This window comes from Pseudomonas sp. LBUM1644 (assembly GCF_059716195.1).
Genome location: NZ_CP166812.1, coordinates 5,751,271 through 5,776,540 on the forward strand (window position 1 = coordinate 5,751,271; position 25,270 = coordinate 5,776,540).

A 25,270-nucleotide genomic window follows, 5' to 3' on the forward strand; every position below is an offset into this window, starting at 1 on the left:
GCTAGCATTAGCGCTTCTCTGTTCTGGAAGTGCTCATGCCTGCGCTGAATCACCCTCGCCCCCACACTGAAACCCTGGCCAACGGCCTGCGGGTGACGCTGCGTCATGCCCCGAATCTGAAGCGCTGCGCAGCGGTGTTGCGGATTGCCGCGGGCAGTCATGATGTGCCGCTGGCATGGCCCGGTCTGGCGCACTTTCTCGAACATCTGTTATTTCTCGACACAGAACGTTTTCCCACCCGCCAAGGCCTGATGGCTTACGTCCAGGGTCATGGCGGGCAGGTGAACGCGCGGACCAATGAACGCACCACTGACTTCTTTTTCGAAGTGCCGGTTCAGGCATTCAGCGGAGGGCTGGAGCGCCTGTCAGACATGCTTGCTCATCCGCGGATGAATCCGGACGATCAGCAGCGCGAACGAGAAGTGCTGCACGCAGAATTTATCGCCTGGTCGCAGGACGCGACAGCGCAACGGCAGCAGGCGCTGTTCGATGGGCTTTCGCCAACTCATCCGTTGCGTGGGTTTCATGCTGGAAACCGTGACAGCCTGCAGGTGCCGCAACCTGAATTTCAGCAAGCATTGAAAGCGTTCTATCAGAGGTTCTATCAGACCGGGCAGATGACGTTGAGCCTCGCCGGACCGCAGAGCCTTGAAGAGTTGCGGGTGATGGCTCAGCACGTTGGCGCTGCGATTCCAGTCGGCGAAGCGATCCCGCAACAGGCACCTACGGCGCTGATGGAACCTTCGGACAACAGTTATCGGAAAGCGAACGAGCGGCGACTCGATCTTCTGTTCGCGTTTGAAGCGCTGCCCGACTCATCGCGCGAAGCGTTGACCTTTCTGTGCCACTGGCTTAACGCCTCGAAGCCCGGGGGCCTGCTGGATGAATTGCAAAAAAGCGGGTTGGCCGACAGCCTGAATGCCACGCCTCTGTATCAGTACGCTGGCCAAGCGTTGCTGCACATTGAACTCAACACAACTCAACCGGAAAGCGTGATCCGCGAACGGCTGTTGGATTGGCTGGGCTTTTTCTCCTCTCATCAGGATTGGGCCGGTTTGCGCGCAGAGTACGCTGCCCTGTTCGACCGCCAGCAGCCAGTCAGCGGCGCTTTGCAACTGGCGCAGCGAGACGTCGAGCAGCTGGAAACCGGGCTTGGCGAACAAGGCGTTGTAGCGCTCAAGGACATCCTGAAGAAAATCGGCGCTGTGGATAACGTCAGCGGCCAATGGCAACTGCCGACAACGAATCCGTTTTTACGCGAAGAGACGCCTGCGTCCACTGCAGGCCTGATTCGCGGCCAGACCAGTAAGCACCGAGGCCTGCGCACGTTTGCCCAGGATCGCTCGCGCAGTCGCCGCGAAAACTCCCCGATGCAGTTTAGCCAGGCGTTGCCGGATAACACTGATGAAGGTGCGGTTTATCTGCGCTGGCGGCTCGATTCCAAACCTTGCACCCGCCTTCAGTCGCGCCTGGAACATCGCCTGCAGCCGTTGCGTGAAGATGCGCGCCAGGCGGGTGTCGACTTTTCCTTCGGCGCTTCAGGAAATGAATGGCTGCTGAAGATGACGGGACTGCAGGAGCCCATGCCGACGGTCCTCGAACATGCGCTGAAAGAGCTGACTAGTCTTAGTGACGGCTTCTTACAGGAAGAACCGCCGTTGATGCCGATTCGGCAGTTACTCAAGGCGCTACCCGCCTACTGCCTTGAACGCACTGCCGAGTCCAATGACCTGCAGCAACTCTGGGCGGGTGCGCGCTGGGATGGCCTGGCGACGGGCTTGTCCGCCCAGACACAAGCAGCCATGGGCCTGGGCTTGAGTCGTGTGCCCGGCATTGCGGGCATTCCACTGGCGCCACTTCCATCGATTCGTTCACAGCATCTATGGAGCAGCGTTGATACCGGCTCCAGCGAGCACGCGCTGCTGCTCTTTTGTCCAACCGCCACCCAGGACATCGCCGATGAAGCGGCCTGGCGTTTGCTCGCTCAACTGTGCCAGACGCCGTTCTACCAGCGCCTGCGGGTAGAGCTGCAACTCGGCTATGCGGTGTTCAGTGCCCTGCGCCAGATTCATGGGCAAACAGGGCTGTTGTTCGGCGTGCAATCACCGGGCGTCAGCCCTTGGGACCTGCTGGAACATATCGAACATTTCCTGCGCGACCTGGCAGAAATGATCAATGACATGGACGAAGCGGCCCTCATCGACCAGCGCCGGTCACTGGCCGATCAATTCGATAGCGCGGCGCTGTCGCATGCGCAGGCTGCAGAATTGCTCTGGCAGGGAAAACTGTCCGGCCGCTCGTCGGATTATCTGGAGCAACTGTCCCACGCGATTTTGCTGATTGATCGTCCGGCGCTATTGGCCGCGGTACAACGGCTGAATCAGGCCGAGGGTGGCTGGCGCTGCCTGGCGAGCGGGCCTTGCCCGAGCGCCGTCTGGCAAGTGGCAAAATGATCATTACCGCTGGCGCAATTAGCTTTTTCCGAGAACGACGGGCAACCACTCTATAATTTTGAGTAACATAGCCACCTAACTATCTGAACATCTCCGGCTGGAGGTGGACTATATGTATAGGTCTCAACTGTCCCATCACCTGAAGGAGCGCTCCCATGTCCTGGTCCAAACCTGCTTACACCGACCTGCGTATCGGCTTTGAAGTCACCATGTACTTCGCAAGCCGCTAAGTAAGGTTGTATCGATAGGCAACGCCTCGGTTTACCGGGGCGTTTTTATTTTCAGCGTTGAAATGATGGAGCGGTCATGTTTGTCCAGATTCTAGGTTCCGCCGCCGGCGGCGGTTTCCCGCAATGGAACTGCAATTGCGTGAACTGCGCCGGTTTTCGCAACGGCAGCCTGCGAGCCGAGGCCCGGACCCAGTCGTCCATCGCGATTTCCGATGACGGTGTGAGTTGGGTACTGTGCAACGCCTCGCCCGACATCCGCGCCCAGCTCCAGAGTTTCAGCCCCATGCAACCCGGGCGTGCCCTGCGGGATACCGGCATCAGCGCGATCATCCTGATGGACAGCCAGATCGACCACACCACCGGCCTGCTCAGCCTGCGCGAAGGTTGCCCGCACCAGGTCTGGTGCACCGACATGGTCCATGAAGATTTGAGCACCGGTTTCCCGTTGTTCACCATGCTGACTCACTGGAACGGCGGGCTGACCTGGAACCCGATCGAGCTCGACCGCAGCTTCATCATCCCGGCCTGCCCAGGCCTGCGTTTCACTCCCCTGCCGCTGCGTAGCGCCGCGCCACCCTATTCGCCGCACCGCTTCGATCCGCACCCGGGCGACAACATCGGCCTGGTGATAGAAGACCTGAACACCGGCGGCAAACTCTTCTATGCGCCGGGTCTGGGCAAGGTCGACGCGCCATTGCTGGAGATCATGGCCGGCAGCGATTGCCTGCTGGTCGACGGTACGATGTGGGATGACGACGAAATGCAGCGCCGTGGCGTCGGCACCCGCACCGGTCGGGAAATGGGCCATTTGGCGCAGAACGGCCCCGGCGGCATGCTGGAAGTGCTGGAACAACTGCCCAAGCAGCGCAAAGTACTTATCCACATCAACAACACCAACCCGATTCTCGATGAGGATTCGCCGGAGCGTGCCGAGCTGGTTCGACGTGATGTTGAAGTGGCGTATGACGGCATGAGTATTGTGTTGTAGCTAATGGCCCCTTCGCGGGCAAGCCTCGCTCCTTGGTATGGCGCCGAACCTGTAGGAGCGAGGCTTGCCCGCGAAAGCGTTGGACCAGACACCAAAGAATCCACCGGTCGCCCCCTCCCGGAGAACCGAAATGACTGACACCGCAATGTCCCCCGCCGAATTCGAGGCCGCACTGCGTGCCAAAGGCGCCTACTACCACATCCATCACCCGTATCACGTGGCGATGTATGAAGGCAGGGCGACCCGCGAGCAGATCCAGGGCTGGGTTGCCAACCGTTTTTACTATCAGGTGAACATCCCCCTGAAGGACGCCGCGATCCTCGCCAACTGCCCGGACCGCGAGATTCGCCGCGAGTGGATTCAGCGTCTGCTCGACCACGATGGCGCGCCCGGCGAAGACGGCGGCATCGAAGCCTGGCTGCACTTGGGCCAGGCCGTCGGCCTCAACCCGGACCAGTTGCGCTCACAGGAATTGGTGCTGCCCGGCGTACGTTTCGCCGTGGACGCCTACGTCAACTTCGCCCGCAGGGCCAGTTGGCAGGAAGCCGCCAGCAGCTCGCTGACCGAACTGTTTGCGCCGCAAATCCACCAGTCGCGCCTGGACAGCTGGCCACAGCATTACCCATGGATCGACCCGGCGGGTTACGAGTATTTCCGTACGCGCCTGGGTCAGGCCCGACGTGACGTCGAACACGGTCTGGCGATCACCTTGCAGCACTACACGACACGGGAAGGCCAGGAGCGCATGCTGGAAATTCTCCAGTTCAAACTGGACATTCTTTGGAGCATGCTCGATGCCATGAGCATGGCCTACGAGCTGAAACGCCCCCCGTATCACAGCGTCACCGAGCAACGGGTCTGGCATAAAGGAATCACCTTATGAGTTTCGATCGCAGCAAGACCCCGACCTGGCGTACCGGCTATCGCTTCCAGTACGAACCGGCGCAGAAAGGCCACGTGCTGCTGTACCCGGAAGGCATGATCAAACTCAATGAAAGCGCCGCGCTGATCGGCGGCTTGATCGACGGTGAGCGTGACGTCGCGGCAATCATCGCCGAATTGGACACGCAGTTCCCCGGCGTTCCCGAGCTCGGTGAAGACATCGAGCAATTCATGGAGGTCGCCCGTGCTCAGCACTGGATCGAACTTGCCTGATTCCCTGTCGGACAAGTTACCGCCAAAGCCCGAAATCGGCCTACCGCTTTGGCTGCTGGCTGAATTGACGTATCGCTGCCCGTTGCAATGTCCCTACTGCTCCAACCCGTTGGACTTCGCCGAGCAAGGCAAAGAGCTGAGCACCGAGCAGTGGATCAAGGTCTTTCGCGAAGCGCGGGAGATGGGCGCGGCGCAGCTGGGTTTTTCCGGCGGCGAACCGTTGGTGCGTCAGGACCTCGCGGAGTTGATTGCCGAAGCGCGCAAACTGGGTTTCTACACCAACCTGATCACCTCCGGCATCGGCCTCACCGAGCAGAAAATCAGCGACTTCAAGAAGGCCGGCCTGGACCACATCCAGATCAGTTTCCAGGCCAGTGACGAGCAGGTGAATAACCTGCTGGCCGGCTCGAAGAAAGCCTTCGCGCAGAAGCTGGAAATGGCTCGCGCGGTAAAAGCCCATGGCTATCCGATGGTGCTGAACTTCGTGACCCATCGGCACAACATCGACAAGATCGATCGGATTATCGAGTTGTGCATCGCCCTTGAGGCCGACTTTGTGGAGCTCGCCACCTGCCAGTTTTACGGTTGGGCACAACTCAATCGAGTCGGTCTGTTGCCGACCCAGGAACAACTGGTCCGCGCCGAACGCGTCACCAACGAGTACCGCGCAAAGCTGGAAGCCGAAGGGCATCCGTGCAAACTGATTTTCGTCACACCGGACTACTATGAAGAACGCCCGAAAGCCTGCATGAACGGCTGGGGCAGCATTTTTCTGACAGTCACGCCAGACGGATCCGCCCTGCCCTGTCATGGTGCCCGACAGATGCCGGTGCAGTTTCCCAACGTGCGCGACCACAGCATGCAACACATCTGGTACGACTCGTTTGGCTTCAACCGCTTTCGCGGTTATGACTGGATGCCCGAGCCGTGTCGCTCGTGTGACGAGAAGGAAAAAGACTTCGGCGGCTGCCGCTGCCAGGCCTTCATGCTCACCGGGGACGCGAGCAACGCCGACCCGGTGTGCAGCAAGTCGCAACATCACGGCGTGATCCTCAAGGCCCGCGAAGAAGCCGAGCACGCGACCCAGACCATCGAACAACTGGCCTTTCGCAATGAACGAAACTCACGACTCATCGCAAAAAGCTGAACCCTTCAGCGCCATCAAAGCGGTCGCTGCCGGTATCGACTTTGCTGAACTGCAGGTGGGCCCACGTGGCCTGTTCTGGAACGAGTACCGCCCCGAAGATGCCGCGTGCCGGATCTGGCATTGGCGCGGTGGCCAGGCAAATTGCCTGACGCCGCCGGGCTTTAGTGTGCGTAGTCGAGTGTACGAATATGGCGGTGGAGCGTTTTGTCTGACTGACGACGGGGTTGTTTTCGTCAACGAGGCGGACCAACAGTTGTATCGCCAATCGCTACAGGGCGAGACACCCGAACGGTTGACCTCCACTGAATGCCGCTACGGCGATCTGCAATTCGCCAACGGCCAGGTTTTTGCCGTTGAAGAGAACCGCGATCGGCATCGATTGGTGGCGATTGATGTCGCTGACGGCATGCGTCATTTGCTGGTCGAAGGCGCCGACTTTTATGCTGCGCCGACGTTGAGTCCCGACTCGCGAAGGCTGGCGTGGATCGAGTGGAGCCGCCCGGACCAACCCTGGACGGCCACCCGGCTGAAGGTTGCCGAACGCCAGAGCGATGGCCGTTTTGCTGGGCCGCGCTGTGTGGCTGGCGAGGGCAGTCAAGAGTCGCTGCAACAGCCTCGTTTCGATAGCAGCGGCCGTCTGTTTTGTCTGACGGATCGTGGCGGTTATTGGCAGCCGTGGGTGGAATCCGCAAACGGCCTGAGCCCGCTGCCGAGTGCCGCGGCGGATCACGGTCCTGCGCCGTGGCAGTTGGGTGGCAACACTTGGTTGCCTCTGGGCGATGCCCGTTATCTGGCCAGCTGGACCGAAGGCGGGTTTGGCAAACTGGGGCTGTGCGGTGACACGTGTGAAGATTTCACCGGCGACTACAGCCGCTTCCGCCATCTCGCACTGGATGAGCAATTCATTTACTGCATTGCCGCCTCACCCCTCAGTTCATCGGCAGTGATTGCCATCGACCGCACGACCCGACAGGTCAAGGTATTGGCCGGCGGCATCGCCCCGTTGCCCGCCGAGCAAATCAGCCGTCCGCAAACCCTGCGTTACCCGAGCGGGTCGGGTGAAGCCCACGGTTTTTTCTACCCGGCGATGACGGGGGATACAAAACCGCCGCTGGTGGTGTTCATCCACGGTGGCCCGACATCAGCGTGCTATCCGATGCTCGATCCGCGCATCCAGTATTGGGCGCAACGGGGCTTCGCTGTTGCTGATCTCAACTACCGTGGCAGCAGCGGTTATGGCCGGGCTTATCGCCAGGCGTTGCATTTAAGCTGGGGGGACGTCGAAGTCGAAGACGCTTGCTCGGTGGTCAGCTATCTTGCCGAGCGCGGGTTGATCGACGGTGACAAAGCATTTATTCGCGGCGGCAGCGCGGGCGGGTACACCACGCTGTGTGCGCTGGCGTTTCAGACGGTTTTCCGCGCTGGCGCCAGCCTTTATGGGGTCAGCGACCCCGTTGCACTTGGGCGGGCAACCCACAAGTTCGAAGGCGATTATCTGGATTGGTTGATCGGCGATCCGGTACAAGACGCCGAGCGTTACGTCGCCCGCACGCCGCTACTGCATGCGAGCAACATCAGCGTGCCGGTGATTTTCTTCCAGGGGGAACTGGATGCCGTCGTCGTGCCGCAACAGACCCGCGACATGGTCAAAGCGCTGCAGAAAAACGGCATTTTGGTTGAAGCGCATTACTACGCGGACGAACGCCACGGCTTTCGCAAGGCAGGGAACCAGGCCCATGCGCTGGAGCAGGAGTGGTTGTTTTATCGGCGGGTGATGGAGCGGGTGGATTGAAACTGCGGCGTACTCTTCGCGGGCAAGCCTCGCTCCTACGGGGTCCGATGTCGATCGCAAAAAAGGCGCACGGCACAAAACTGTAGGAGCGAGGCTTGCCCGCGAAAGCGATCTATCTGACGACGCGATTCTTAGCGCTTGGCGATGATGTACACCGCATGCACGATCCCCGGAATGTAACCGCACAACGTCAGCAAAATGTTCAGCCAGAACGCTCCGCCGAAACCGACTTGCAGAAACACACCCAATGGCGGCAACAGAATGGCGATGATGATTCGAATGAAATCCATGGGGTCAGCTCCTGATTTGAAGTGGGCTCATGCGAGCCGTACATCTAATCGACCAATACCGCTCGTCAGGGTTCAGTACGCTGCTTCAGGCCAATATTTCGAGTCCATGTTTCTGAACGATGCTCAGCAATTTGAGCGCCATGCCACTAGGGTGTTTGTCACCCGCCTCCCACTGCTTAACCGTCGAAGCGCTGGTGTTCAGATAACGCGCAAAAACTGGTTGGCTGACGTTGTTGCGCTCGCGCAGCGCTTTGATCTGCTCCGCCGGGATCGCGTCAGGGACCGTCGCAAGACATGAATCATCGAATTCGCGCATCGTCGCCTTGCTGATTGCGCCGATGGCATACAAGGCACTGGCGGATTCATGTACCGATTCCAAGGCCTCACTTTTAAATTTCTTGTTCATAAATATCTCCAAAAACTCCCTGGTATCCAGAAGGTGCTGGACTTCCAAATCTGTCAGTCTTTCGTAACTCTTCGCCACTTTCCGAAAACCGATCAGATCAGCCGGACTGATATTGCTTTGATCTTTCTTGGCGTACAGAAATTGATAAACCCAGTATCGACCGCCTTTGGCCGCGACAATTGAGCGGTGTCGATTGGCATTCAGACGCTTCTTCCAGACCCCGCCGCCGAGACTTTCAGCCTGACCAATGAGCATTTCGATGAACGCCTCACGAAGCTCATCATCACAAATCCAGGCCTTACCAGCCTGCACCGCAAAACGCTTTGTTTTGGATAATCTGGGCGACATCGGCATCCCTTTCAAAAAACATACCACTCAGTGGTATAGAAATCAAAGCCAGCCCAACGACTCTGTCGTTTCGCTAACATCGTCATTCCCTGCCAACGCCCTCTAAAAAACCATTGATCCCGCTATCGCTCAAGCTCCGACTGCATCTGGCAAAACGTAAAGACAAAAAAACGCCCCACGCCAAAAGAATCAAGCGTGGGGCGTGCGTTATACCGCGAGACGGTTCGGACATTCGTGTAGGGCAGGTCTGATCAGACGGCAATCCCTTTGCGGCACTGCAACTGTGCGGTGCGTACGCGAGAGAAGGCGCGGGCCAGGCGCAGGAGCATTTCGTCGATGTTGGCCTTCCTGATGGTGAGGGCCGGGGTAAAGCGCAGGCAATCGGGTTGCGGGGCGTTGAGCAGCAAGCCCTCGTGCAACGCCGCCTTGACTACTGCGTCAGCCGAATCGTCTGACAGCGTCAGCCCCCAGAGCAGCCCTTGACCACGTACTTCGCCGTGAGCGTAGCGATGGGACAAACGCTCCAGGCCTTCACGCAGGTGCTGACCCGTTTCCTTCACATGAGCGAAAAAGCCTTTGTCCTGGACGCTGTCGAGCACGGCAATGCCGGCAGCCGTCATCAGTGCATTGCCATGGTGGCTGCCGCTCAGATCACCGATCTCGACACAGCACGCCTTGCCGCGCGCCAGCAGCGCGGCCAATGGCACGCCACTGCCGAGCCCTGTGCCGAGAACTACGACATCTGCCCGAACGCCGTAGGACTGTTCCGCAAGCAAGGGGCCACAGCGTCCGATACCGGTTTGCACTTCGTCGAGGATCAACAGGATGCCAAGCTCACGGCACAGGCGTTCGACACCCTTGAGGTAATGCTCGGTAGCCGGGATCACCCCGGCCAGGCTCTGCACGGGCTCGAGCATGATCGCCACGGTTTCGGCGTCGACAGCCGCGTGCATCGCCGCCAGATCGTTGAACGGAACGTGATGGACATCCGACGCCATGACCGTCCCGAGACTACGGCCATGGCAGCTACCGCTGGCAACAATAACCCGCGAGGCACCACCCCGATGCAGCTGCCCCCATTTGCGTGCCAAGGTGATCGCCGCTTCACAGGCTTCACTTCCGCTGTTCAAAAAGTACGCCTGATCACTGCCTGTGCGGGTGCAAAGCCGATCAGCCAGGTTGAGCATGCCGCGGTTGTGCAGGCCAAAACCCGGATTGATCAGTAGCTTTGCCTGGTCCGCAATGGCCTGGACGACCGCCGAAGGGCTGTGTCCAAGACTATTGGCGCCGTCACCCTGGCAGAAATCCAGGTAGGCGCGGTCATTGCTGTCCCAAAGCCAGGAGCCTTGGCCGCGCACAAAAATCTGTTTCGGCCGTTCGACGCTGGGCATCAGGCACTCGCTGGAAAGGTTGTCCCCTTTGGCTGGCAGGAAATCGTCCACGGCCAAGTCATCAAGGCTCGGCGGATTGCGCCGTAAATTAAACAGATTCATCTGGAAAAACCTCGCATGAGGTTTTTTGCCTTACCTATGTAAACACCCTCGGAAACAACGGTATTCATCTCGTTCTTTGGCCCTGTAAGCCTTGTGAATACGGTTAGACTAGGCTCGGCGGAGGCGTTGAGCCATTTCGATTTCCGAGCATTTTCGATAAGAGTTACTTATGGATTTCAAGCAACTGCGATATTTCGTCGCGGTCTACGAAGAAGGCCATGTAGGCCGGGCTGCCGAGCGACTTTCCATCTCTCAGCCAGCACTGTCCCAACAGATTCGTCACCTCGAACAAAACCTCGATGTGAGCCTGTTCGAGCGCAGCAGTAAACGTTTGCTGCCGACGTTGGCTGCCCACACGTTGTATAACCACGCCCTGCCCTTGCTCGATGGTCTGCAACGGGCGCGCGAAGCATTGGGTAATTTCAAGGGACAAGCGCTACGCACCCTGGCCATCGGCGTGTTGCAGACCGTCCACACCAGCCTGGTGCCGCAGATGCTGGAGCGCGTACGCAAGGCGCAACCACATCTGGTGGTGCAGATCTATGAACTGACGGGGCTGGAAATCGAACGGCGCTTGCTCAATGGCTCTCTGGATATCGGCATCAGCTACCTGCCGCCTCGTCAGCCGGGGCTGCACGGCGTGATGTTGTACGAAGATGAACTGACGCTGGTCATCCCGGCGGACCATCCGTTGCGCGAATTCAAGAAAGTGTCCATGAGCCAGGCTGCCGAATTGCCGATGCTGCTGTTGGGGGAAGAGTTTCAGGTGCGGCAGATCTGGCAGGCGCAGCTGACCAGCCTGGGACGACGTCCGCACGTTCAGGCGGAACTGAACAACATGGCGGGGATTCTCGACAGCCTGCCTCACACCCAACTGGCAACCGTGCTGCCCGGGCGCTCGCAAAAGACCCTCGACACCCGCGAACTGCTGTGGAAACCGCTGACCGAACCGCGAGTGCCGCTGAAAGTCGGATTGGTATGTCGTGATGTGCAGCGCCAGCAAGCGTCGCTGGCCTTACTGCGCGCCTTGTTGGAAGAGGTGATAAATGGAGCGGATAAAGCTCGAAAACCCTTGATGGGCTGAGCTGGGCACTTTTCTGCGCCCAAAAGAAAACCCCGCCGAAGCGGGGCTTTGCAGACTGTTTCCCTGACATCCATTTCACTCCACCGTCCTGGCAGAATCCTACGTGTCCGTGTTGTTGCTTTGCGCTTCCTGCGCTACGTCCATGTGAAGTAGATTAGCCGTGGATCCAATTTGCTTCTATGGGAGATGAGCAGCACGTCATGTAAGAGAATGCTTACATAACGTTACATTGTCAGAACTGCGCTGCATCCAGCAGGAACAGCGACTCGCTGCCGGCCTTCACCGACGCACTCAACGAGTGAATACGCGGCAGCAGGCGTGCGAAATAGAACCGCGCCGTGCCCAACTTGCTTGCGTAGAACTCTTCCTGCGCTTCTTTACCCAAGGCCGCCTTGGCCATCAGTGCCCACATGTAGGCGTAAGCCACATAACCGAAGGCTTGCAGGTATTCGACCGAAGCGGCGCCGATTTCATTCGGGTTGTTTTTCGCCCGGTCCAGCAACCAGGCCGTCAGCTCGTCGAGGGTAGTGACGGCATCGTTCAGCGGTTTGGTGAACTCGGCCAGGTCGGCGCTGGCGGTCGCGGTGAAGTGACGAATTTCGTCAGCGAACAGGTTGTAGAACGCGCCGCCGGTACCGACGATCTTGCGCCCCACCAGGTCCAGCGCCTGGATGCCGTTGGTGCCTTCGTAGATTTGGGTGATGCGCACATCGCGAACCAGTTGTTCCTGACCCCACTCACGGATGTAACCGTGGCCGCCGAACACCTGCTGGCCATGAATGGTGGTTTCCAGACCGAGGTCGGTCAGGAACGCCTTGGCCACCGGCGTCAGCAAGGCCACCAGATCTTCCGCACGCTTGCGGATGGTAGCGTCTTCGCTGAACTTGGCCGTATCGAGTTGCATTGCCACGTAAGTGGAGAAGGCACGGCCCCCTTCGTTCGACGCTTTCATGGTCAGCAGCATGCGACGCACGTCCGGGTGAACGATGATCGGGTCGGCGACCTTGTCTTTGTTTTGAGCGCCCGTAGGCGAGCGGCTTTGCAGGCGATCGCGGGCGTATTCGACAGCGTTTTGATAAGAGCGCTCGCCGGTGGCCAAGCCCTGGATACCGACACCCAGACGCTCGTAGTTCATCATGGTGAACATCGCCGCCAGGCCTTTGTTCGGCTCACCGACCAGATAACCCACCGCCTCGTCGAAGTTCATCACACAGGTTGCGGACGCCTGGATGCCCATCTTGTGTTCGATCGAACCGCAGTTTGCCGGGTTGCGCGCGCCCAGGCTGCCATCGGCATTGACCATGAACTTCGGCACCAGGAACAGCGAAATACCCTTCGGGCCCGCCGGTGCGTCCGGCAGCTTGGCCAGCACCAGGTGGATGATGTTCTCGGTCAGGTCGTGCTCACCACCGGTGATGAAGATCTTGGTGCCGCTGACCTTGTAGGAACCGTCGGCCTGAGGCTCGGCCTTGGTGCGGATGATCCCCAGGTCGGTACCGGCGTGTGGCTCGGTCAGGCACATGGAACCGGCCCAGACACCGGCGTACATGTTCGGCAAATAGGCTGCTTTCAGCTCTTCACTGGCGTGGGCATTGATCGACAGGCAGGCGCCGGCGGTCAGCATCGGGTACAGACCGAAGGCCAGGCTGGCGGAGTTGACCATTTCTTCGACCTGAGCCGACACAGCCTTGGGCATGCCCATGCCGCCGTACGTTGGATCGCCACCGACTCCGACCCATCCGCCTTCGGCATAAGTCTGATAAGCCTGTTGGAAACCTGCCGGCGTGGTGACAGCACCGTCCGCCCAATGGCAACCTTCTTCGTCAGCCGCACGGCTCAGGGGAGCGACGCTTTTGCTGGTGACTTTACCGGCTTCTTCAAGAATGGCTTCGACAGTTTCCGCATCCACGGTCTCGGCCAGCGCCGGCAACTCGGCCCAGAGTTTGGCGACCTCGAAAACTTCATTGAGGACGAAGCGCATATCGCGCAGGGGCGCTTTGTAGTCAGCCATGGCAAACCTCACAAGAACTAAACAGGTGATTCGTAGAGTGGTATTTTTCGTTGACCCGAGTGTAACCCAACAACTTTTGCGACACATAGGGTCAGCCCATGACCGTTTTGTAATTTTTGGTCATTGACTATTGGGTCATAAAAAAACCCGCAATTACGCGGGTTTCCCTTTGTGACTGGTTTTTAAAGACTAAAGCGCAAACAGCTCCGCCGGCAGCTTCATCAGACAGTCGCTACCCGCCTCCACAGCGGCCCGATGAGCGGTGGTGCGCGGCAACAGTCGCTTGAAATAAAACTCGCAGGTTGCCAGTTTGCCTTGGCAGTAATCGCTGTCACCAGTGCCGGAGTCGAGCTGAGCCTGAGCCACCAGCGCCATGCGCAGCCACAAATAGCCGAGGATGATGTAGCCGCTGTACATCAAGTAATCCACCGACGCGGCGCCGACTTCGTCCGGATTTTTCATCGCTGCCATGCCGACCTGTGTGGTCAACTCGCCCCACTGTCGATTCAGCTCATTGAGCTGCGCTACATAACTGGCGAGTTGCGGATGCGCGGCATTCGTTGCGCAGAATTTATGGACGATTTTGGTGAAGCCCCGCAGCAGTTTGCCTTGGCTGCCGAGGACCTTGCGCCCCAGTAGATCCAACGCCTGAATGCCGTTGGTGCCTTCATAAATTGGCGCAATCCGGCAATCGCGAACCAACTGTTCCATGCCCCACTCACGAATGAAACCGTGACCACCAAACACCTGCATGCCGTGGTTGGTCACTTCCAGCCCGGTGTCGGTCATGAAGGCTTTACAGATCGGCGTCAGGAACGCCAGCAAGTCTTCGGCATCCTGGCGCGCGGTTTCATCCGCACTCAGATGCGCGACGTCCAACAACTGTGCAGTGAAATAGGTCAGCGCGCGATTACCTTCGTTGAAGGCCTTCATGGTCAGCAACATCCGGCGCACATCAGGGTGAACGATGATCGGGTCGGCGGCTTTTTCAGGCGCTTTCGGGCCGGTCAGCGAGCGCATTTGCAGGCGGTCGTTGGCGTACTTGATCGCGCCTTGGAAGCTGGCTTCACCCAGGCACAAACCCTGCATCCCGGTGCCGAGGCGGGCATGGTTCATCATGGTGAACATGCAGTTGAGGCCCTTGTTCGGTTCACCGATCAAGAAGCCCTTCGCGTCGTCGAAGTTCAGCACGCAGGTGGCCGAAGCCTTGATGCCCATTTTGTGTTCGATCGAGCCACAGGAAACGCCATTGCGCTGGCCTGCTTCACCCTCGGCATCCGGTAGGAATTTGGGAACGATGAACAGCGAAATGCCCTTGGTTCCCGCAGGAGCGTCCGGCAGTTTCGCCAGCACCAGGTGAATGATGTTGTCGCTCATGTCGTGCTCGCCGGCCGAGATGAAGATCTTGCTGCCGGAGATCGCGTAACTGCCGTCCGCCGCAGGCACAGCGCGGGTCTTGATAATGCCCAGGTCGGTCCCGCAATGGGCTTCGGTCAGGCACATGGTGCCGGTCCATTGGCCGGCGGTGAGTTTGCTCAGGTAAGTCTGTTTTTGCTCCTCGGTGCCGTGAGCATGGATGGCCGACATCGCACCGTGAGTCAACCCGGGGTACATGCCCCAGGAGGTGTTGCTGGAACCGACCATCTCACTGATGACCAGGCCCAGAGAGCTCGGCAGGCCCTGGCCGCCGTACGCCGGATCGGCCGCCAGACCGTGCCAGCCACCCTCGACGTATTGTGCGAATGCCTGCTTGAAACCTGTAGGCGTCGTGACCACGCCGTTGTCGAAATGGCAGCCTTCTTCGTCGCCGCTGCGATTCAGCGGCGCAAGAACGTTTTCACAGAATTTAGCGCCTTCTTCAAGAATCGCATTGACCATGTCCGGGCTGGCCTCGGTGGCGCCCAGCGCGGCGTAGTTGCCATGAAAGTCGAAGACGTGGTCGATCAGAAAGCGCATGTCGCGCAGGGGAGCTTTGTACTCGGGCATGGTCATTTCTCCAGCAGCAGATGCCCTAAACCTACTGCTACCGCCACTGCCTCACAATCACAGTGCAGGCGCTGAATGCGCCGTCATCACTCAACCCGCAGCGGCATCCATCCGCACCGCGCCACGGCGGGTCTGACCGAACGCCACCACACAATTTCGCCCGGCGCCTTTCGCGCTGTAGAGCGCTTCGTCCGCAGACTTGAGCACTTTTTCGGGGGTGCGCTGCTCCACGCGTTCGGCGACACCAATGCTGACGGTGACCGACACACTTGAAGCACCCGAACCCAAACGTTTCTGGCGCCCTTGCTGATCATCCTGCGGACGACTGTCCTGATTGCGCAGTTGAATGTTGTAGGTGGCGATGGATTCACGGATGACTTCCAGGTGCGGCATGCACTCTTCGAGGGTCTTGCCCGCAAACACCAAGGCAAATTCCTCACCGCCGTAGCGATACGCCCTACCGCCCCCGCCGATTTTCGACAGTTTGCTGGCGACCAGCCGCAGCACCTGGTCTCCGACATCGTGACCGTGGGTGTCGTTGAATTTCTTGAAGTGATCAACGTCGCTCATGGCCAGCACATAATTGCGCCCCAGCCGTTGCATACGCTCGTTCAAGGCGCGGCGACCCGGCAAACCGGTCAGCTCGTCGCGGAAAGCCATCTGATATGCCTCGTGGGCAACGGCGGCGGCGATCATCAGCATCACCTGGCTGCACATGATGTTCAGGGTAAACGGCAGGATGAAGGTTTTCGGCAACGCCCAGAACAACCCGAGCAGACCCACCAATTGTGCGGCGTGCAAGGGTCGTGGATTACGCCAGTATTGCCAGCTCAGCAGGAGGAACGAGGCAATAAACACGGGGTATGACAGCTGAATCAGGCTCATCCACGCGCCGTGCAGAGCTGGCCAGCGGATTTCCGACAGCCACATCAACAGCGCCTGTGGGTAACTTTGCTCCAACCCCAACGCCACACTGCCGACGGCCAGCAACACAGCGAAACGCGCCACCATGTCCTGGAACAAATGGGTGCGCTCCTGCCAGGCCGCGAATACACCAAACATCAGCGGCAGCAACAGACAGCACAGGTGAAAGACCACGGCGGCGTCGTCACGAACCTTGCCGTTGTCACGGTAGTAATCGGTTTGGGTGTCGAGCAAAAAGTAGGCGATGTACACCGTGACCATCAGAAACAGTTCACGCTGGCGTCGGTAAACCGCGCAGTAAGCACCGCCCAGCAATAGCACCAGGGTTGGCAGCACGTTGAACAGCGAAGTGAAAAAGACGTTGAGATCCTTCACGTACGCAGCCGCAAGCCCCGCGAGCAACAACAGTAGTGAGGGCGAAAAATGACTGAAACGTACAGCAGAAGAACGCGGCAAGGGATAGAGCTCCGACCGTCATAGCAATAGATGGCATTGTGCCCCCACTTTAACGGCCGATAACCTGATTTTCTGAGTGATTTGCCAAGTTTATTTAGTAACGGCGTTACTGGCTGCAGCAACGCAGTCAGTAACACCGAAAAAAGCCCCGGTATTTCCATCAAAGGTCGTTATAAAACGGCTGCAATGGCCCCTCGCTGGCGCTTCGACCTTCCGCACCGACCGGCTTGAGTGCCAGCGGTGCATCCAGCGCCTGTCGCGTTGTAATCTTGGGGCTGACGGGCCGTTGTGTGACGGCGTTTTCATCACCGACGTGGCCTTGCGGCAGGACCAGCGACGGATGGTCGAACGGCGCTTGCTCCCAGGCGACGCGTGGATCGGTCAGTCCGACTTCCATGAATTTGACCAACGCATCCACTTCATCTGGCGTGAGGTTCAGGGCTGTCATGTCCGGATCGAGGTTGGAGGTGTTGTGCTGATTCACCGCCGGGTGTTCGAAGCCGCTGGTGTTGTTCGCATCCTCGCCGCGCCGGTCGCCGCCCCGGTTGTAGAACTCCATGACCTGCTTGAGTGTCGCCCGGCTGCCATTGTGGAAATACGGGCCGGTCAACGCAATGTTACGCAACGTCGGCGTCTTGAAGGCACCATCGACAGCGTCGCGGAAACCGACATTGGGGGTGAGCGTAGCGTCACAGGGAATCGCTGCACTTAATGGCGCTTCAAAGGTGCACACGTCGATATCCAGCGGGTCAGGCACCTTGCCGCCTTGCAACGCGGTGTTGTATTCACGGGTAAAGGACAGCGGATTGCCCCACGCGTCCCCCCCGCCGAGCGCCAAATCCTCCGACGTCGGGCGCACACCGGTGTTGTAGAAGCCGTTGTCATAGAGCGTGGTCAGGTTATCGGCCATCACCATGCGTTCGATGCGCTCGCGAGGATGAAACAACAAGCGGCTGCCGGCGTTGGTCAATTCAGCCCCACCGTGGCAACTGACGCACTTGCCCTTGCCAAGGAACAGATTCATGCCCTGCACCTGCTGATCGTTCATGGCCGAATGATCCCCCAGCAAATAGGCATCCAGCGGTGCCTGATCTGAAACCAGCGTGGCTTCGTACATCTGGATCGCCAGCCCGAAGAACAGCGGGAAATTAGCCTCGATCTGGCTATACGGCGCACCGCCCAGCGAGACTTGTTGCGTGGCGTTCCACAGCCGTGGCTGGAAAGCTGCCTTGATCAGTTCGCGGTAGGTGGGGCGGCGCGCACCGGAAACCGGGGCCAGGACCGAGTCGGTGGATGAAATCCGCTGCTGTTTGAGCATCAGTGTGTCGAGCATGCGTCGCCCAATGTCGGCAAAGGTCCGCCCGCCGCAGGACATTTCGACTGCGCTGCCGGGAGGACCCACGGCCTGCGAAGCGGCAGAGGCGTCCTTGAGTGCCAGTTTCACCTTCACCGCCACACCGCTGCGGTCGCTGGTCACGAAGATCCCGGCATCAGGGTCGCGATTGCCAAACGGCGAGAAACCGTTGAACACGTTGTTGGCCCGGCCATCCCAGAAATTGCGCACGTTAAAGGCGGCGTTGATCACCGACGGCGCGTTACGCCCGGTACTGCGGCGGACATTGATGCCGCCGACCTGGAAGATCCCGTCGGGCTGCTGCGTGCACTTGTCGAAGCGCGGTTGATTGGGTTTGACGAAGTTGGCATCGAACACGCCCTGAGAGCCGACCACATCGTCGCTCGAATAGAGAATGGGCGAATTGCGATTCAGTGGATCAGCCAGCACGTGAGTCGGAAAGTCGGTTTTCTTCAGCGTGTAGTTCGGGCCGCCCTTGCCGCCTGACAGGGTCGCGTAGGAAGCCACGTCGCCGGGAATATTCGACGCTAGAAATGGCTTGTTGAAGATCGATGCGACGTTGGCGTTAGTGTGCGCCTGGCCGGGGTTGATCTGGTTGGTGATGCGGTGATCGACGCCGGCATGGAAGTGACATGACGCACACGCGGTAGCGCTGTCGCTGCCAACTTCCATGTCCCAGAAAAGCGCCTTGCCCAACAGAATCGCCGCGCCGCGATTGAGGACGTAGTCGGTCATCAGGTCGACTTTGCGCCCGCCTTCGGTTCCGGAGGGGTCAGGCGGTGTCATGCCACGCAAGGATTGCAGTGAAGGCACTTCCGGCACAGGCAGATCAACTTCTGGCGCTGTCGCAGCCAATGCGCCCTGGGCAGTCAGGGCGGTCATGCAGGCCAAACGGATTACTTGAAAGATGTTCATGCGTTTCACCCTGACGGCATTGTCGATTCAATATCGAGTTGCCGGAAGCAAGGTCGCCAAACAGAATTTTTTTCTTTTTTGCCGCCGGTTGTCAGGGGTTTTGCAATTAGTCTGCCAAGCGCTTGAATGCCTTGAATCACCGCATTTCGAAGCCTGGAAGCGCTTTCAGTTGGGGAAACTGTCCCCAATCATGGGCTTACTTCACCAAAATCGAGTCCAAAAAAAACCGCCACTCCCGAAGGAGCAGCGGTTTTTTTGAAGAGCTTCTTTAAGGCTTAGTAGCCCAGATCGAAGTTTTCTTCTTTCATGTCCATCAGGTTGTTGGCGCCCGACAGCATAGTTGCAACGTGAGTACGGGTACGCGGCAGGATGCGCTGGAAGTAGAAGCGCGCAGTCTGCAACTTGGCGGTATAGAACGCCTCTTCGGTGGTGCCGGCAGCCAGCTTCTCGGCAGCCAGGCGCGCCATGTCAGCCCAGAAGTAGGCCAGGCAGGCGTAACCGGAGTACATCAGGTAGTCCACGGAGGCCGCGCCGACTTCTTCGCGATCTTTCATGGCGGCCATACCGACCTTCATGGTCAGCTCGCCCCATTCTTTGTTCAGTGCAGCCAGCGGTGCGACGAATTCCTGGACCGCTTCGTTACCTTCGTTGGTCTGGCAGAACTTATGGACGATCTTGGTGAAGCCTTTCAGGGCCTCGCCTTGAGTCATCAACACTTTACGGCCCAGCAGGTCGAGTGCCTGGATGCCGGTGGTGCCTTCGTACAGCATCGAAATGCGGCTGTCGCGAACGTTCTGCTCCATGCCCCACTCGGCGATGAAGCCGTGGCCGCCATAGATTTGCACGCCGTGGTTCGCGGATTCGAAGCCGACTTCGGTCATGAAGGCCTTGGCGATTGGCGTCATGAACGCCAGCAGTGCGTCGGCTTTCTTCTTCTCTTCGTCGTCTACGCCGTACTTGACGATGTCGACTTGCTTGGCGGTGAAGTAAACCATCGCGCGGTTGCCTTCGGCGAACGCCTTCATGGTCAACAGCATGCGACGTACGTCTGGGTGCACGATGATCGGGTCAGCGGCTTTTTCTGGTGCTTTCGGGCCAGTCAGAGAACGCATTTGCAGACGATCGCGAGCGTATTTCAGGCCGCCCTGGAAGCCGATCTCGGCGTGAGCCAAGCCTTGCAGCGCGGTGCCCAGGCGAGCGGTGTTCATGAAGGTGAACATGCAGTTCAGGCCTTTGTTCGCCGCACCGATCAGGAAACCGGTGGCCGCGTCAAAGTTCATCACGCAAGTGGCGTTGCCGTGGATGCCCATCTTGTGTTCCAGGGAACCACAGGACACCGCGTTACGCGCACCGATCGAACCGTCTTCGTTCGGCAGGAACTTGGGAACGATGAACAGCGAGATGCCTTTGGTGCCAGCCGGTGCATCCGGCAGGCGAGCCAGTACGATGTGGACAATGTTGTCGGCCATGTCGTGTTCACCGGCCGAGATAAAGATCTTGGTGCCGGACACTTTGTAGGAACCGTCGGCCTGAGGTTCGGCCTTGGTGCGCAGCATGCCCAGATCGGTGCCGCAGTGCGGTTCGGTCAGGCACATGGTGCCGGTCCATTCGCCGGAAACCAGTTTGGTCAGGTAAGCATGTTGCTGCTCCGGCGTGCCGTGCTCGGAAATGGTGTTCATCGCGCCATGGGAAAGGCCCGGGTACATGCCCCACGACCAGTTGGCTTCACCAACCATTTCGCTGACTGCCAGGCCCAGGGACTCCGGCAGGCCTTGGCCGCCGTGCTCCACGTCGTGAGCCAGGCTTGGCCAGCCGCCTTCGACGAATTGCTTGTAGGCTTCTTTGAAACCGGTCGGGGTTTTGACGCCGGACTCGCTCCAGGTGCAGCCTTCGATGTCACCCACGCGGTTCAGCGGAGCCAGTACCTGCTCACAAAACTTGGCGCCTTCTTCGAGAATGGCGTCAACCATGTCTGGAGTTGCGTCTGCACAAGCCGGAAGGCTCTGATAGTGCGCTTCGTAGCCGAGCAGTTCGTCACGAACGAAGCGAATATCACGCAAGGGGGCCTTGTAGTCAGGCATAGCGATAAACCTCTGCTGATGTAACCGGGAATGAACGACCGTGGTGATTGGGTGAAACGGTCAAACAGTTGTTTGAAACATACGTTTACGCCCAAACCTTGTCAAGCGTCGATCTTTTGCCGTTCGTCATCACACCCATGCCAACAACAACGCACACAGCCGCTCAGCGCCATTGAAGAAGCATCAGGCAGCGCAGGAAAAGATTAGTGGGAGAAGGACTTACGCAGAAAAACGCCGCGAATATTCACGGCGTTGGAGGTGCGGATACAGCGGATGATCAGGCGAACGTATCGATCAACGTGCCAAGCACTTCATCGGAAGCCTTGGCGACTTTAACGCCAGCCTCCACCTGAAATTTGCCCTGAGCCATCTCGACCATATTGCTGGCCAGGTCCGACTGCTGGCTGCGGTCTACCGAACGCAGGCGATCAACCTGAACCTCGGACGACTGGCTGGTCACCGAACGCTCGATAGTCGTATTGGCGATCTGGCCAGCGGCTTGATCGACGCGGTTCTGCCCAGTCTGAATAGTGCTCAGACCGGCATAAAAAGCGGTGTTACCTGAGATTTCCATGGGAGAACTCGTCCTTGCGAAGGATTAACTGCGGCCATTGAAGCAGACCCGCCAGCAAAACGCCCGACAAAAACACTAATGGCACAGTGCCTTGTCATAGTTAAAACCATTACCGAAAAGCGTCAGTCCAGCAGATCCAGTTGAAGATGCTCCGCCACGGCCTCAGCCGTCACCAACTTGAGCTTTGGCACGCGCCCCAGGCACGGCGCAGGAATTCGCTCGGCCAGCGTGGCCAGGTTTTCTTCCAGGCGCGACGTCTTCGCATCGATGATGTTGGCCACCCATCCCGCCAGCTGCAAGCCGTCCTGAGCAATCGCCTCGGCCGTCAGCAGCGCATGGTTGATGCAACCCAAGCGCACACCCACGACCAGAATCACCGGCAAATCCAGCGCCTTGGCCAGGTCCGACAGATTGTCCTGATCCGCCAGCGGCACACGCCAGCCACCGGCGCCTTCGATCAAGGTGAAATCCGCCTGCATATCCAGAATCTGCCGCATCGGCGTCAACAAGGATTGCACGCTCAACGTCACGCCAGCCTCCCGTGCCGCCAGATGCGGCGCGATGGCAGGCTCGAACGCCACCGGGTTAACCTGTGCATAAGTCAGCGGCAGCGAACATTCCGCCAGCAACGCCAATGCATCGGCGTTGCGCAATCCCTTGGGCGTCACATCGCAACCCGAGGCGACCGGCTTGCCCGCTGCCGTGCTCATGCCCGCCAACCGCGCGGCGTGCAGCAGGCCTGCGGCGACCGTTGTTTTGCCGACATCGGTGTCAGTGCCGGTGATGAAATACGCTGCGCTCATAAGGGTTTCTCCAAAACGGCATACACCACTTGATAAGTCGCCGGCAGGCCTTCGGCCTGACGAAACTGCTCATAAGCCTCGACCAGCCCGAGGATCCGTGCCCTGCCAGTCAAACCGCCCGGCCGGCCGGGGTTTAAATTGTGCGCACCCAGCGCCTTGAGTTCATGGGTCAGGCTGCGCACGTCCGGGTAATGCAATACATGAGGACGCGTTTCCAGACGCACGACTTTCATACCACTGTCCGCACACAGCTGTTGATAAACCCCGAACTCGCGGAAGCGGTTGACGTGCACCATACCGTCTACCTGACGCCAACTGTCCCGCAACTCAAACAGGGTGCCCACGCACAGACTAGCAAACGCGAAAATACCGCCCGGTTGCAGTACCCGATGCGCCTCACTGAGCACCGAGGAAAAGTCCGCACACCATTGCACGGCGAGGCTGGAGAAGATCAGGTCGCAGGTCGAATTCTGTAGCGGCAATCGCTCGGCGTCACCGGCGATGAAATGCGTGGCGCCGCCCAATGGGCGAGCGTGATTGAGCATGCCTTCGGCGATGTCCAGCGCCACCCCATGGCTGCTCGGGAACCGCTCACCCAGCGCACGACTGAAATGCCCGGTGCCACAGCCCAGATCCAGCCACCGCTCCGGCACAAAATCGCCAGGCAAACGGCTCGACAATTGCCTGCCAACATCGCGCTGCAACTCGGCGACGCTGTCGTAGCTCGCCGCCGCACGGGAAAAGGATGCCGCCACCTGGCGTTTGTCAGGCAAACCACCGGGCTGCTTTGGAAGGGGAAGCGCAAGGGATAAATCAGTCATCACCGGACTCATGCAAAAAGGCCTGGATTGCCCCCGCCACACCGTGGGGGTCTTCCAGAAGAAACGCGTGGCTGGCCTGTTCAATCAGACCGATTTCGACATCCGGCAGCAATGCCAGCAAATCCCCCGCCGCCTCAGCCGGAACAAGGCCATCAAGGCCTGCGAACAAATGCAATTGCGGACCGCGATAAGCCTGTAAGGCTTGGCGGGTATCCAGTTGGGCGAGTACTTCCAGACCGCTCATCAGTACCGATGCCGCCGCATGGGGCGCACCACCCAGCAATAGTCGCGACAACCCGCGCGGGTCTTCGCAACCTTGCGCGCACAGCAGTGTAAAACGCTTCAATGTCATGCGCGGATCAGCCCGGCAGCCTGCCAGGAACGCATCGAAGGTCTCGCCAGGCATCCCGCTCGGCCACTGCTCGTGGGCGACAAAAGAAGGATTGCTCGCCAGGGTCAGCAAGCCGCAACAACGATCACCGCGACGCGCCGCTAACTCGGACGCCAACATGCCGCCAAGCGACCAGCCACCCAGCCAGGTATCTTGCGCGATGGTCGAATCGAGCTCATCGATCCATTCTTCAATATCGCTTGACTCCAGCTCGGGCAACGGCTCGATTTCGACGCGCAGGCGTTCATCCAACCCCTGCAACGCAGCCGCCAAGGGTTCCAGCGGCGAAATTCCGAGGCCCCAACCGGGCAGCAGAATCAGACGATCACGCATGGCTCGGCTCCAGTCCCAGTTGTGCGAAACAATCGGCGAGTCCATTTAACAACAGCTGCACCTGCGCTTCGCTGTGCGCAGCGGTCAGGGTCACACGCAGTCGGGCGCTGCCGGCGGGCACGGTTGGCGGGCGGATCGCCGTGACCATCAACCCACGCTCACGCAACAGGTGTGACAGACGAACTGCACGCCCCGCGTCGCCGATCATGATCGGTTGAATCGGCGTGAAACTGTCCATCAACTCCAGGCCGATTTGTTCTGCGCCATGCCGGAATTGGCGAATCAGCGTTTTCAGATGCTCACGTCGCCAGTGCTCGGTGCGCAGCAACTCGAGGCTTTTCAGCGTTGCGCAGGCCAGTGCCGGTGGTTGGCTGGTGGTGTAAATGTAGGGACGAGCGAACTGGATCAGACTCTCGATCAGTTCTTCGCTGCCGGCGACGAAGGCACCAGCAGTGCCGAACGCTTTACCGAGGGTGCCGACCAGAACCGGCACCTCTTCCTGGCTCAAACCAAAATGCTCGACGATCCCGCCGCCATTAGCGCCCAACGGGCCGAAACCGTGAGCGTCATCGACCATCAGCCAGGCGCCTTTGGCCTTGGCTTCACGCGCCAGCGCCGGCAGGTCGGCGATATCGCCGTCCATGCTGAACACGCCATCGGTGACCACGAGCGCGTTGCCGGTGGCTTTCTCAAGACGTTTGGCCAGGCTCGCAGCGTCGTTGTGCAAATAACGATTGAAACGCGCACCCGACAACAGACCCGCATCCAGCAACGAAGCATGGTTGAGCCGGTCTTCCAGCACCGTATCGCCTTGCCCCACCAACGCCGTCACCGCGCCAAGATTGGCCATGTAGCCGGTGGTGAACAGCAACGCCCGCGGACGCCCGGTCAGGTCGGCCAAGGCCTCTTCCAGTTCATGATGTGGCGTACTGTGACCGACAACCAAGTGCGAGGCGCCACCACCGACGCCCCAACGGGACGCGCCAGCGCGCCAGGCTTCAATCACTTGCGGGTGATTGGCCAGGCCCAGGTAATCGTTGTTACAGAACGCCAGCAACGGCTGACCGTCGACCACCACTTCCGGGCCCTGAGGGCTTTCGAGCAATGGACGCTGGCGATAAAGGTTTTCGGCACGACGGGCAGCAAGGCGTGCGGCGAGATCGAAAGACATGCAGCCCTCGCAAGAAAGAAAGAAACACAACCCCTGTAGGAGCTGCCGCAGGCTGCGATCTTTT

The 25,270-nt window shown here is 59.2% G+C and carries 22 protein-coding genes and 1 pseudogene; 9 read left to right on the forward strand and 14 right to left on the reverse strand.

The window, feature by feature from the left end; translation table 11 throughout:
- Positions 1-35 precede the first annotated feature (35 nt).
- The 7 genes from pqqF (at position 36) to ACA052_RS26480 (ending at position 7,765) form a co-directional block, all read left to right on the forward strand.
- Complete coding sequence (pqqF, locus tag ACA052_RS26450) at positions 36-2,453, forward strand: pyrroloquinoline quinone biosynthesis protein PqqF (RefSeq protein WP_497647440.1); 2,418 nt, start codon at positions 36-38, stop codon at positions 2,451-2,453.
- Between the two features lie 155 nt (positions 2,454-2,608).
- Positions 2,609-2,683 carry a pyrroloquinoline quinone precursor peptide PqqA gene (gene pqqA / locus ACA052_RS26455; RefSeq protein WP_009045898.1) on the forward strand — a complete coding sequence of 25 codons (75 nt, stop codon included), beginning with the start codon at positions 2,609-2,611 and terminating at the stop codon, positions 2,681-2,683.
- A 76-nt stretch (positions 2,684-2,759) separates the two neighbouring features.
- Positions 2,760-3,671 carry a pyrroloquinoline quinone biosynthesis protein PqqB gene (gene pqqB / locus ACA052_RS26460; protein ID WP_497647441.1) on the forward strand — a complete coding sequence of 304 codons (912 nt, stop codon included), beginning with the start codon at positions 2,760-2,762 and terminating at the stop codon, positions 3,669-3,671.
- Positions 3,672-3,801: 130 nt separating this feature from the next.
- Complete coding sequence (gene pqqC / locus ACA052_RS26465; RefSeq protein ID WP_497647442.1) at positions 3,802-4,554, forward strand: pyrroloquinoline-quinone synthase PqqC; 753 nt, start codon at positions 3,802-3,804, stop codon at positions 4,552-4,554.
- Entirely contained in the window at positions 4,551-4,826 is a 276-nt protein-coding gene (gene pqqD / locus ACA052_RS26470; protein ID WP_497647443.1) for a pyrroloquinoline quinone biosynthesis peptide chaperone PqqD, read from the forward strand. Before pqqC ends, pqqD begins: the two co-directional genes overlap by 4 nt.
- Before the next feature lie 4 nt (positions 4,827-4,830).
- Complete coding sequence (pqqE, locus tag ACA052_RS26475; protein WP_497650401.1) at positions 4,831-5,973, forward strand: pyrroloquinoline quinone biosynthesis protein PqqE; 1,143 nt, start codon at positions 4,831-4,833, stop codon at positions 5,971-5,973.
- A complete protein-coding gene (locus ACA052_RS26480) occupies positions 5,939-7,765 on the forward strand; it encodes a S9 family peptidase (protein WP_497647444.1) in 1,827 nt (608 codons plus the stop codon). The genes pqqE and ACA052_RS26480 overlap by 35 nt, the downstream gene beginning before the upstream one ends.
- A 131-nt stretch (positions 7,766-7,896) precedes the next feature.
- Here ACA052_RS26480 and ACA052_RS26485 read toward each other — a convergent pair whose 3' ends face one another.
- From ACA052_RS26485 to ACA052_RS26500, 4 genes and pseudogenes are all read right to left on the reverse strand, one after another.
- A complete protein-coding gene (locus ACA052_RS26485; protein ID WP_003228885.1) occupies positions 7,897-8,055 on the reverse strand; it encodes a YqaE/Pmp3 family membrane protein in 159 nt (52 codons plus the stop codon).
- A gap of 85 nt (positions 8,056-8,140) precedes the next feature.
- A complete protein-coding gene (locus ACA052_RS26490) occupies positions 8,141-8,461 on the reverse strand; it encodes a helix-turn-helix domain-containing protein (protein ID WP_497650402.1) in 321 nt (106 codons plus the stop codon).
- 3 nt (positions 8,462-8,464) lie between these two features.
- Positions 8,465-8,809: pseudogene (locus ACA052_RS26495) on the reverse strand (type II toxin-antitoxin system RelE/ParE family toxin); the annotation flags it as partial.
- A gap of 251 nt (positions 8,810-9,060) precedes the next feature.
- Entirely contained in the window at positions 9,061-10,302 is a 1,242-nt protein-coding gene (locus tag ACA052_RS26500; RefSeq protein ID WP_497647445.1) for an aspartate aminotransferase family protein, read from the reverse strand.
- Between the two features lie 169 nt (positions 10,303-10,471).
- Here ACA052_RS26500 and ACA052_RS26505 point away from each other — a divergent pair, with 169 nt between their 5' ends.
- Complete coding sequence (locus ACA052_RS26505) at positions 10,472-11,386, forward strand: LysR family transcriptional regulator (protein WP_497647446.1); 915 nt, start codon at positions 10,472-10,474, stop codon at positions 11,384-11,386.
- A 232-nt stretch (positions 11,387-11,618) separates the two neighbouring features.
- On the opposite strand, the gene ACA052_RS26510 is transcribed toward ACA052_RS26505, so the two are convergent.
- The 4 genes from ACA052_RS26510 to ACA052_RS26525 form a co-directional block, all read right to left on the reverse strand.
- Positions 11,619-13,397, reverse strand: a complete 1,779-nt coding sequence (locus ACA052_RS26510) for an acyl-CoA dehydrogenase C-terminal domain-containing protein (RefSeq protein ID WP_497647447.1) — start codon at positions 13,395-13,397, stop codon at positions 11,619-11,621.
- A 189-nt stretch (positions 13,398-13,586) separates the two neighbouring features.
- Positions 13,587-15,383: an acyl-CoA dehydrogenase C-terminal domain-containing protein gene (locus ACA052_RS26515; protein ID WP_497647448.1), complete on the reverse strand. Its 1,797-nt coding sequence runs from the start codon at positions 15,381-15,383 to the stop codon at positions 13,587-13,589.
- Positions 15,384-15,473: 90 nt separating this feature from the next.
- The gene (locus tag ACA052_RS26520) at positions 15,474-16,763 is read right to left on the reverse strand and encodes a GGDEF domain-containing protein (RefSeq protein WP_497647449.1); all 1,290 of its coding nucleotides are present in this window, start codon (positions 16,761-16,763) and stop codon (positions 15,474-15,476) included.
- A 160-nt stretch (positions 16,764-16,923) separates the two neighbouring features.
- Complete coding sequence (locus tag ACA052_RS26525; protein WP_497650403.1) at positions 16,924-18,999, reverse strand: cytochrome-c peroxidase; 2,076 nt, start codon at positions 18,997-18,999, stop codon at positions 16,924-16,926.
- Between the two features lie 31 nt (positions 19,000-19,030).
- Between ACA052_RS26525 and ACA052_RS26530 the strand changes: the two genes are divergently transcribed.
- Complete coding sequence (locus tag ACA052_RS26530; RefSeq protein ID WP_497647450.1) at positions 19,031-19,291, forward strand: hypothetical protein; 261 nt, start codon at positions 19,031-19,033, stop codon at positions 19,289-19,291.
- A gap of 16 nt (positions 19,292-19,307) precedes the next feature.
- Here the strand turns inward: ACA052_RS26530 and ACA052_RS26535 are convergent, their stop codons facing one another.
- The 6 genes from ACA052_RS26535 to bioF all read right to left on the reverse strand — a co-directional run bounded on the left by ACA052_RS26535 (position 19,308) and on the right by bioF (position 25,206).
- Positions 19,308-21,113 carry a phenylacyl-CoA dehydrogenase gene (locus tag ACA052_RS26535; protein ID WP_497647451.1) on the reverse strand — a complete coding sequence of 602 codons (1,806 nt, stop codon included), beginning with the start codon at positions 21,111-21,113 and terminating at the stop codon, positions 19,308-19,310.
- A gap of 277 nt (positions 21,114-21,390) precedes the next feature.
- Positions 21,391-21,687: a pyrroloquinoline quinone biosynthesis protein PqqE gene (locus tag ACA052_RS26540; RefSeq protein ID WP_497647452.1), complete on the reverse strand. Its 297-nt coding sequence runs from the start codon at positions 21,685-21,687 to the stop codon at positions 21,391-21,393.
- 122 nt (positions 21,688-21,809) lie between these two features.
- Positions 21,810-22,490, reverse strand: coding sequence for a dethiobiotin synthase (gene bioD / locus ACA052_RS26545; RefSeq protein WP_497647453.1), 681 nt, complete (start codon positions 22,488-22,490; stop codon positions 21,810-21,812).
- The gene (bioC, locus tag ACA052_RS26550; protein ID WP_497647454.1) at positions 22,487-23,311 is read right to left on the reverse strand and encodes a malonyl-ACP O-methyltransferase BioC; all 825 of its coding nucleotides are present in this window, start codon (positions 23,309-23,311) and stop codon (positions 22,487-22,489) included. The genes bioD and bioC overlap by 4 nt, the downstream gene beginning before the upstream one ends.
- Positions 23,304-24,035: an alpha/beta fold hydrolase gene (locus tag ACA052_RS26555; protein WP_497647455.1), complete on the reverse strand. Its 732-nt coding sequence runs from the start codon at positions 24,033-24,035 to the stop codon at positions 23,304-23,306. The genes bioC and ACA052_RS26555 overlap by 8 nt, the downstream gene beginning before the upstream one ends.
- Positions 24,028-25,206, reverse strand: coding sequence for an 8-amino-7-oxononanoate synthase (gene bioF, locus ACA052_RS26560; protein WP_497647456.1), 1,179 nt, complete (start codon positions 25,204-25,206; stop codon positions 24,028-24,030). Before bioF ends, ACA052_RS26555 begins: the two co-directional genes overlap by 8 nt.
- Between the last annotated feature and the right edge of the window lie 64 nt (positions 25,207-25,270).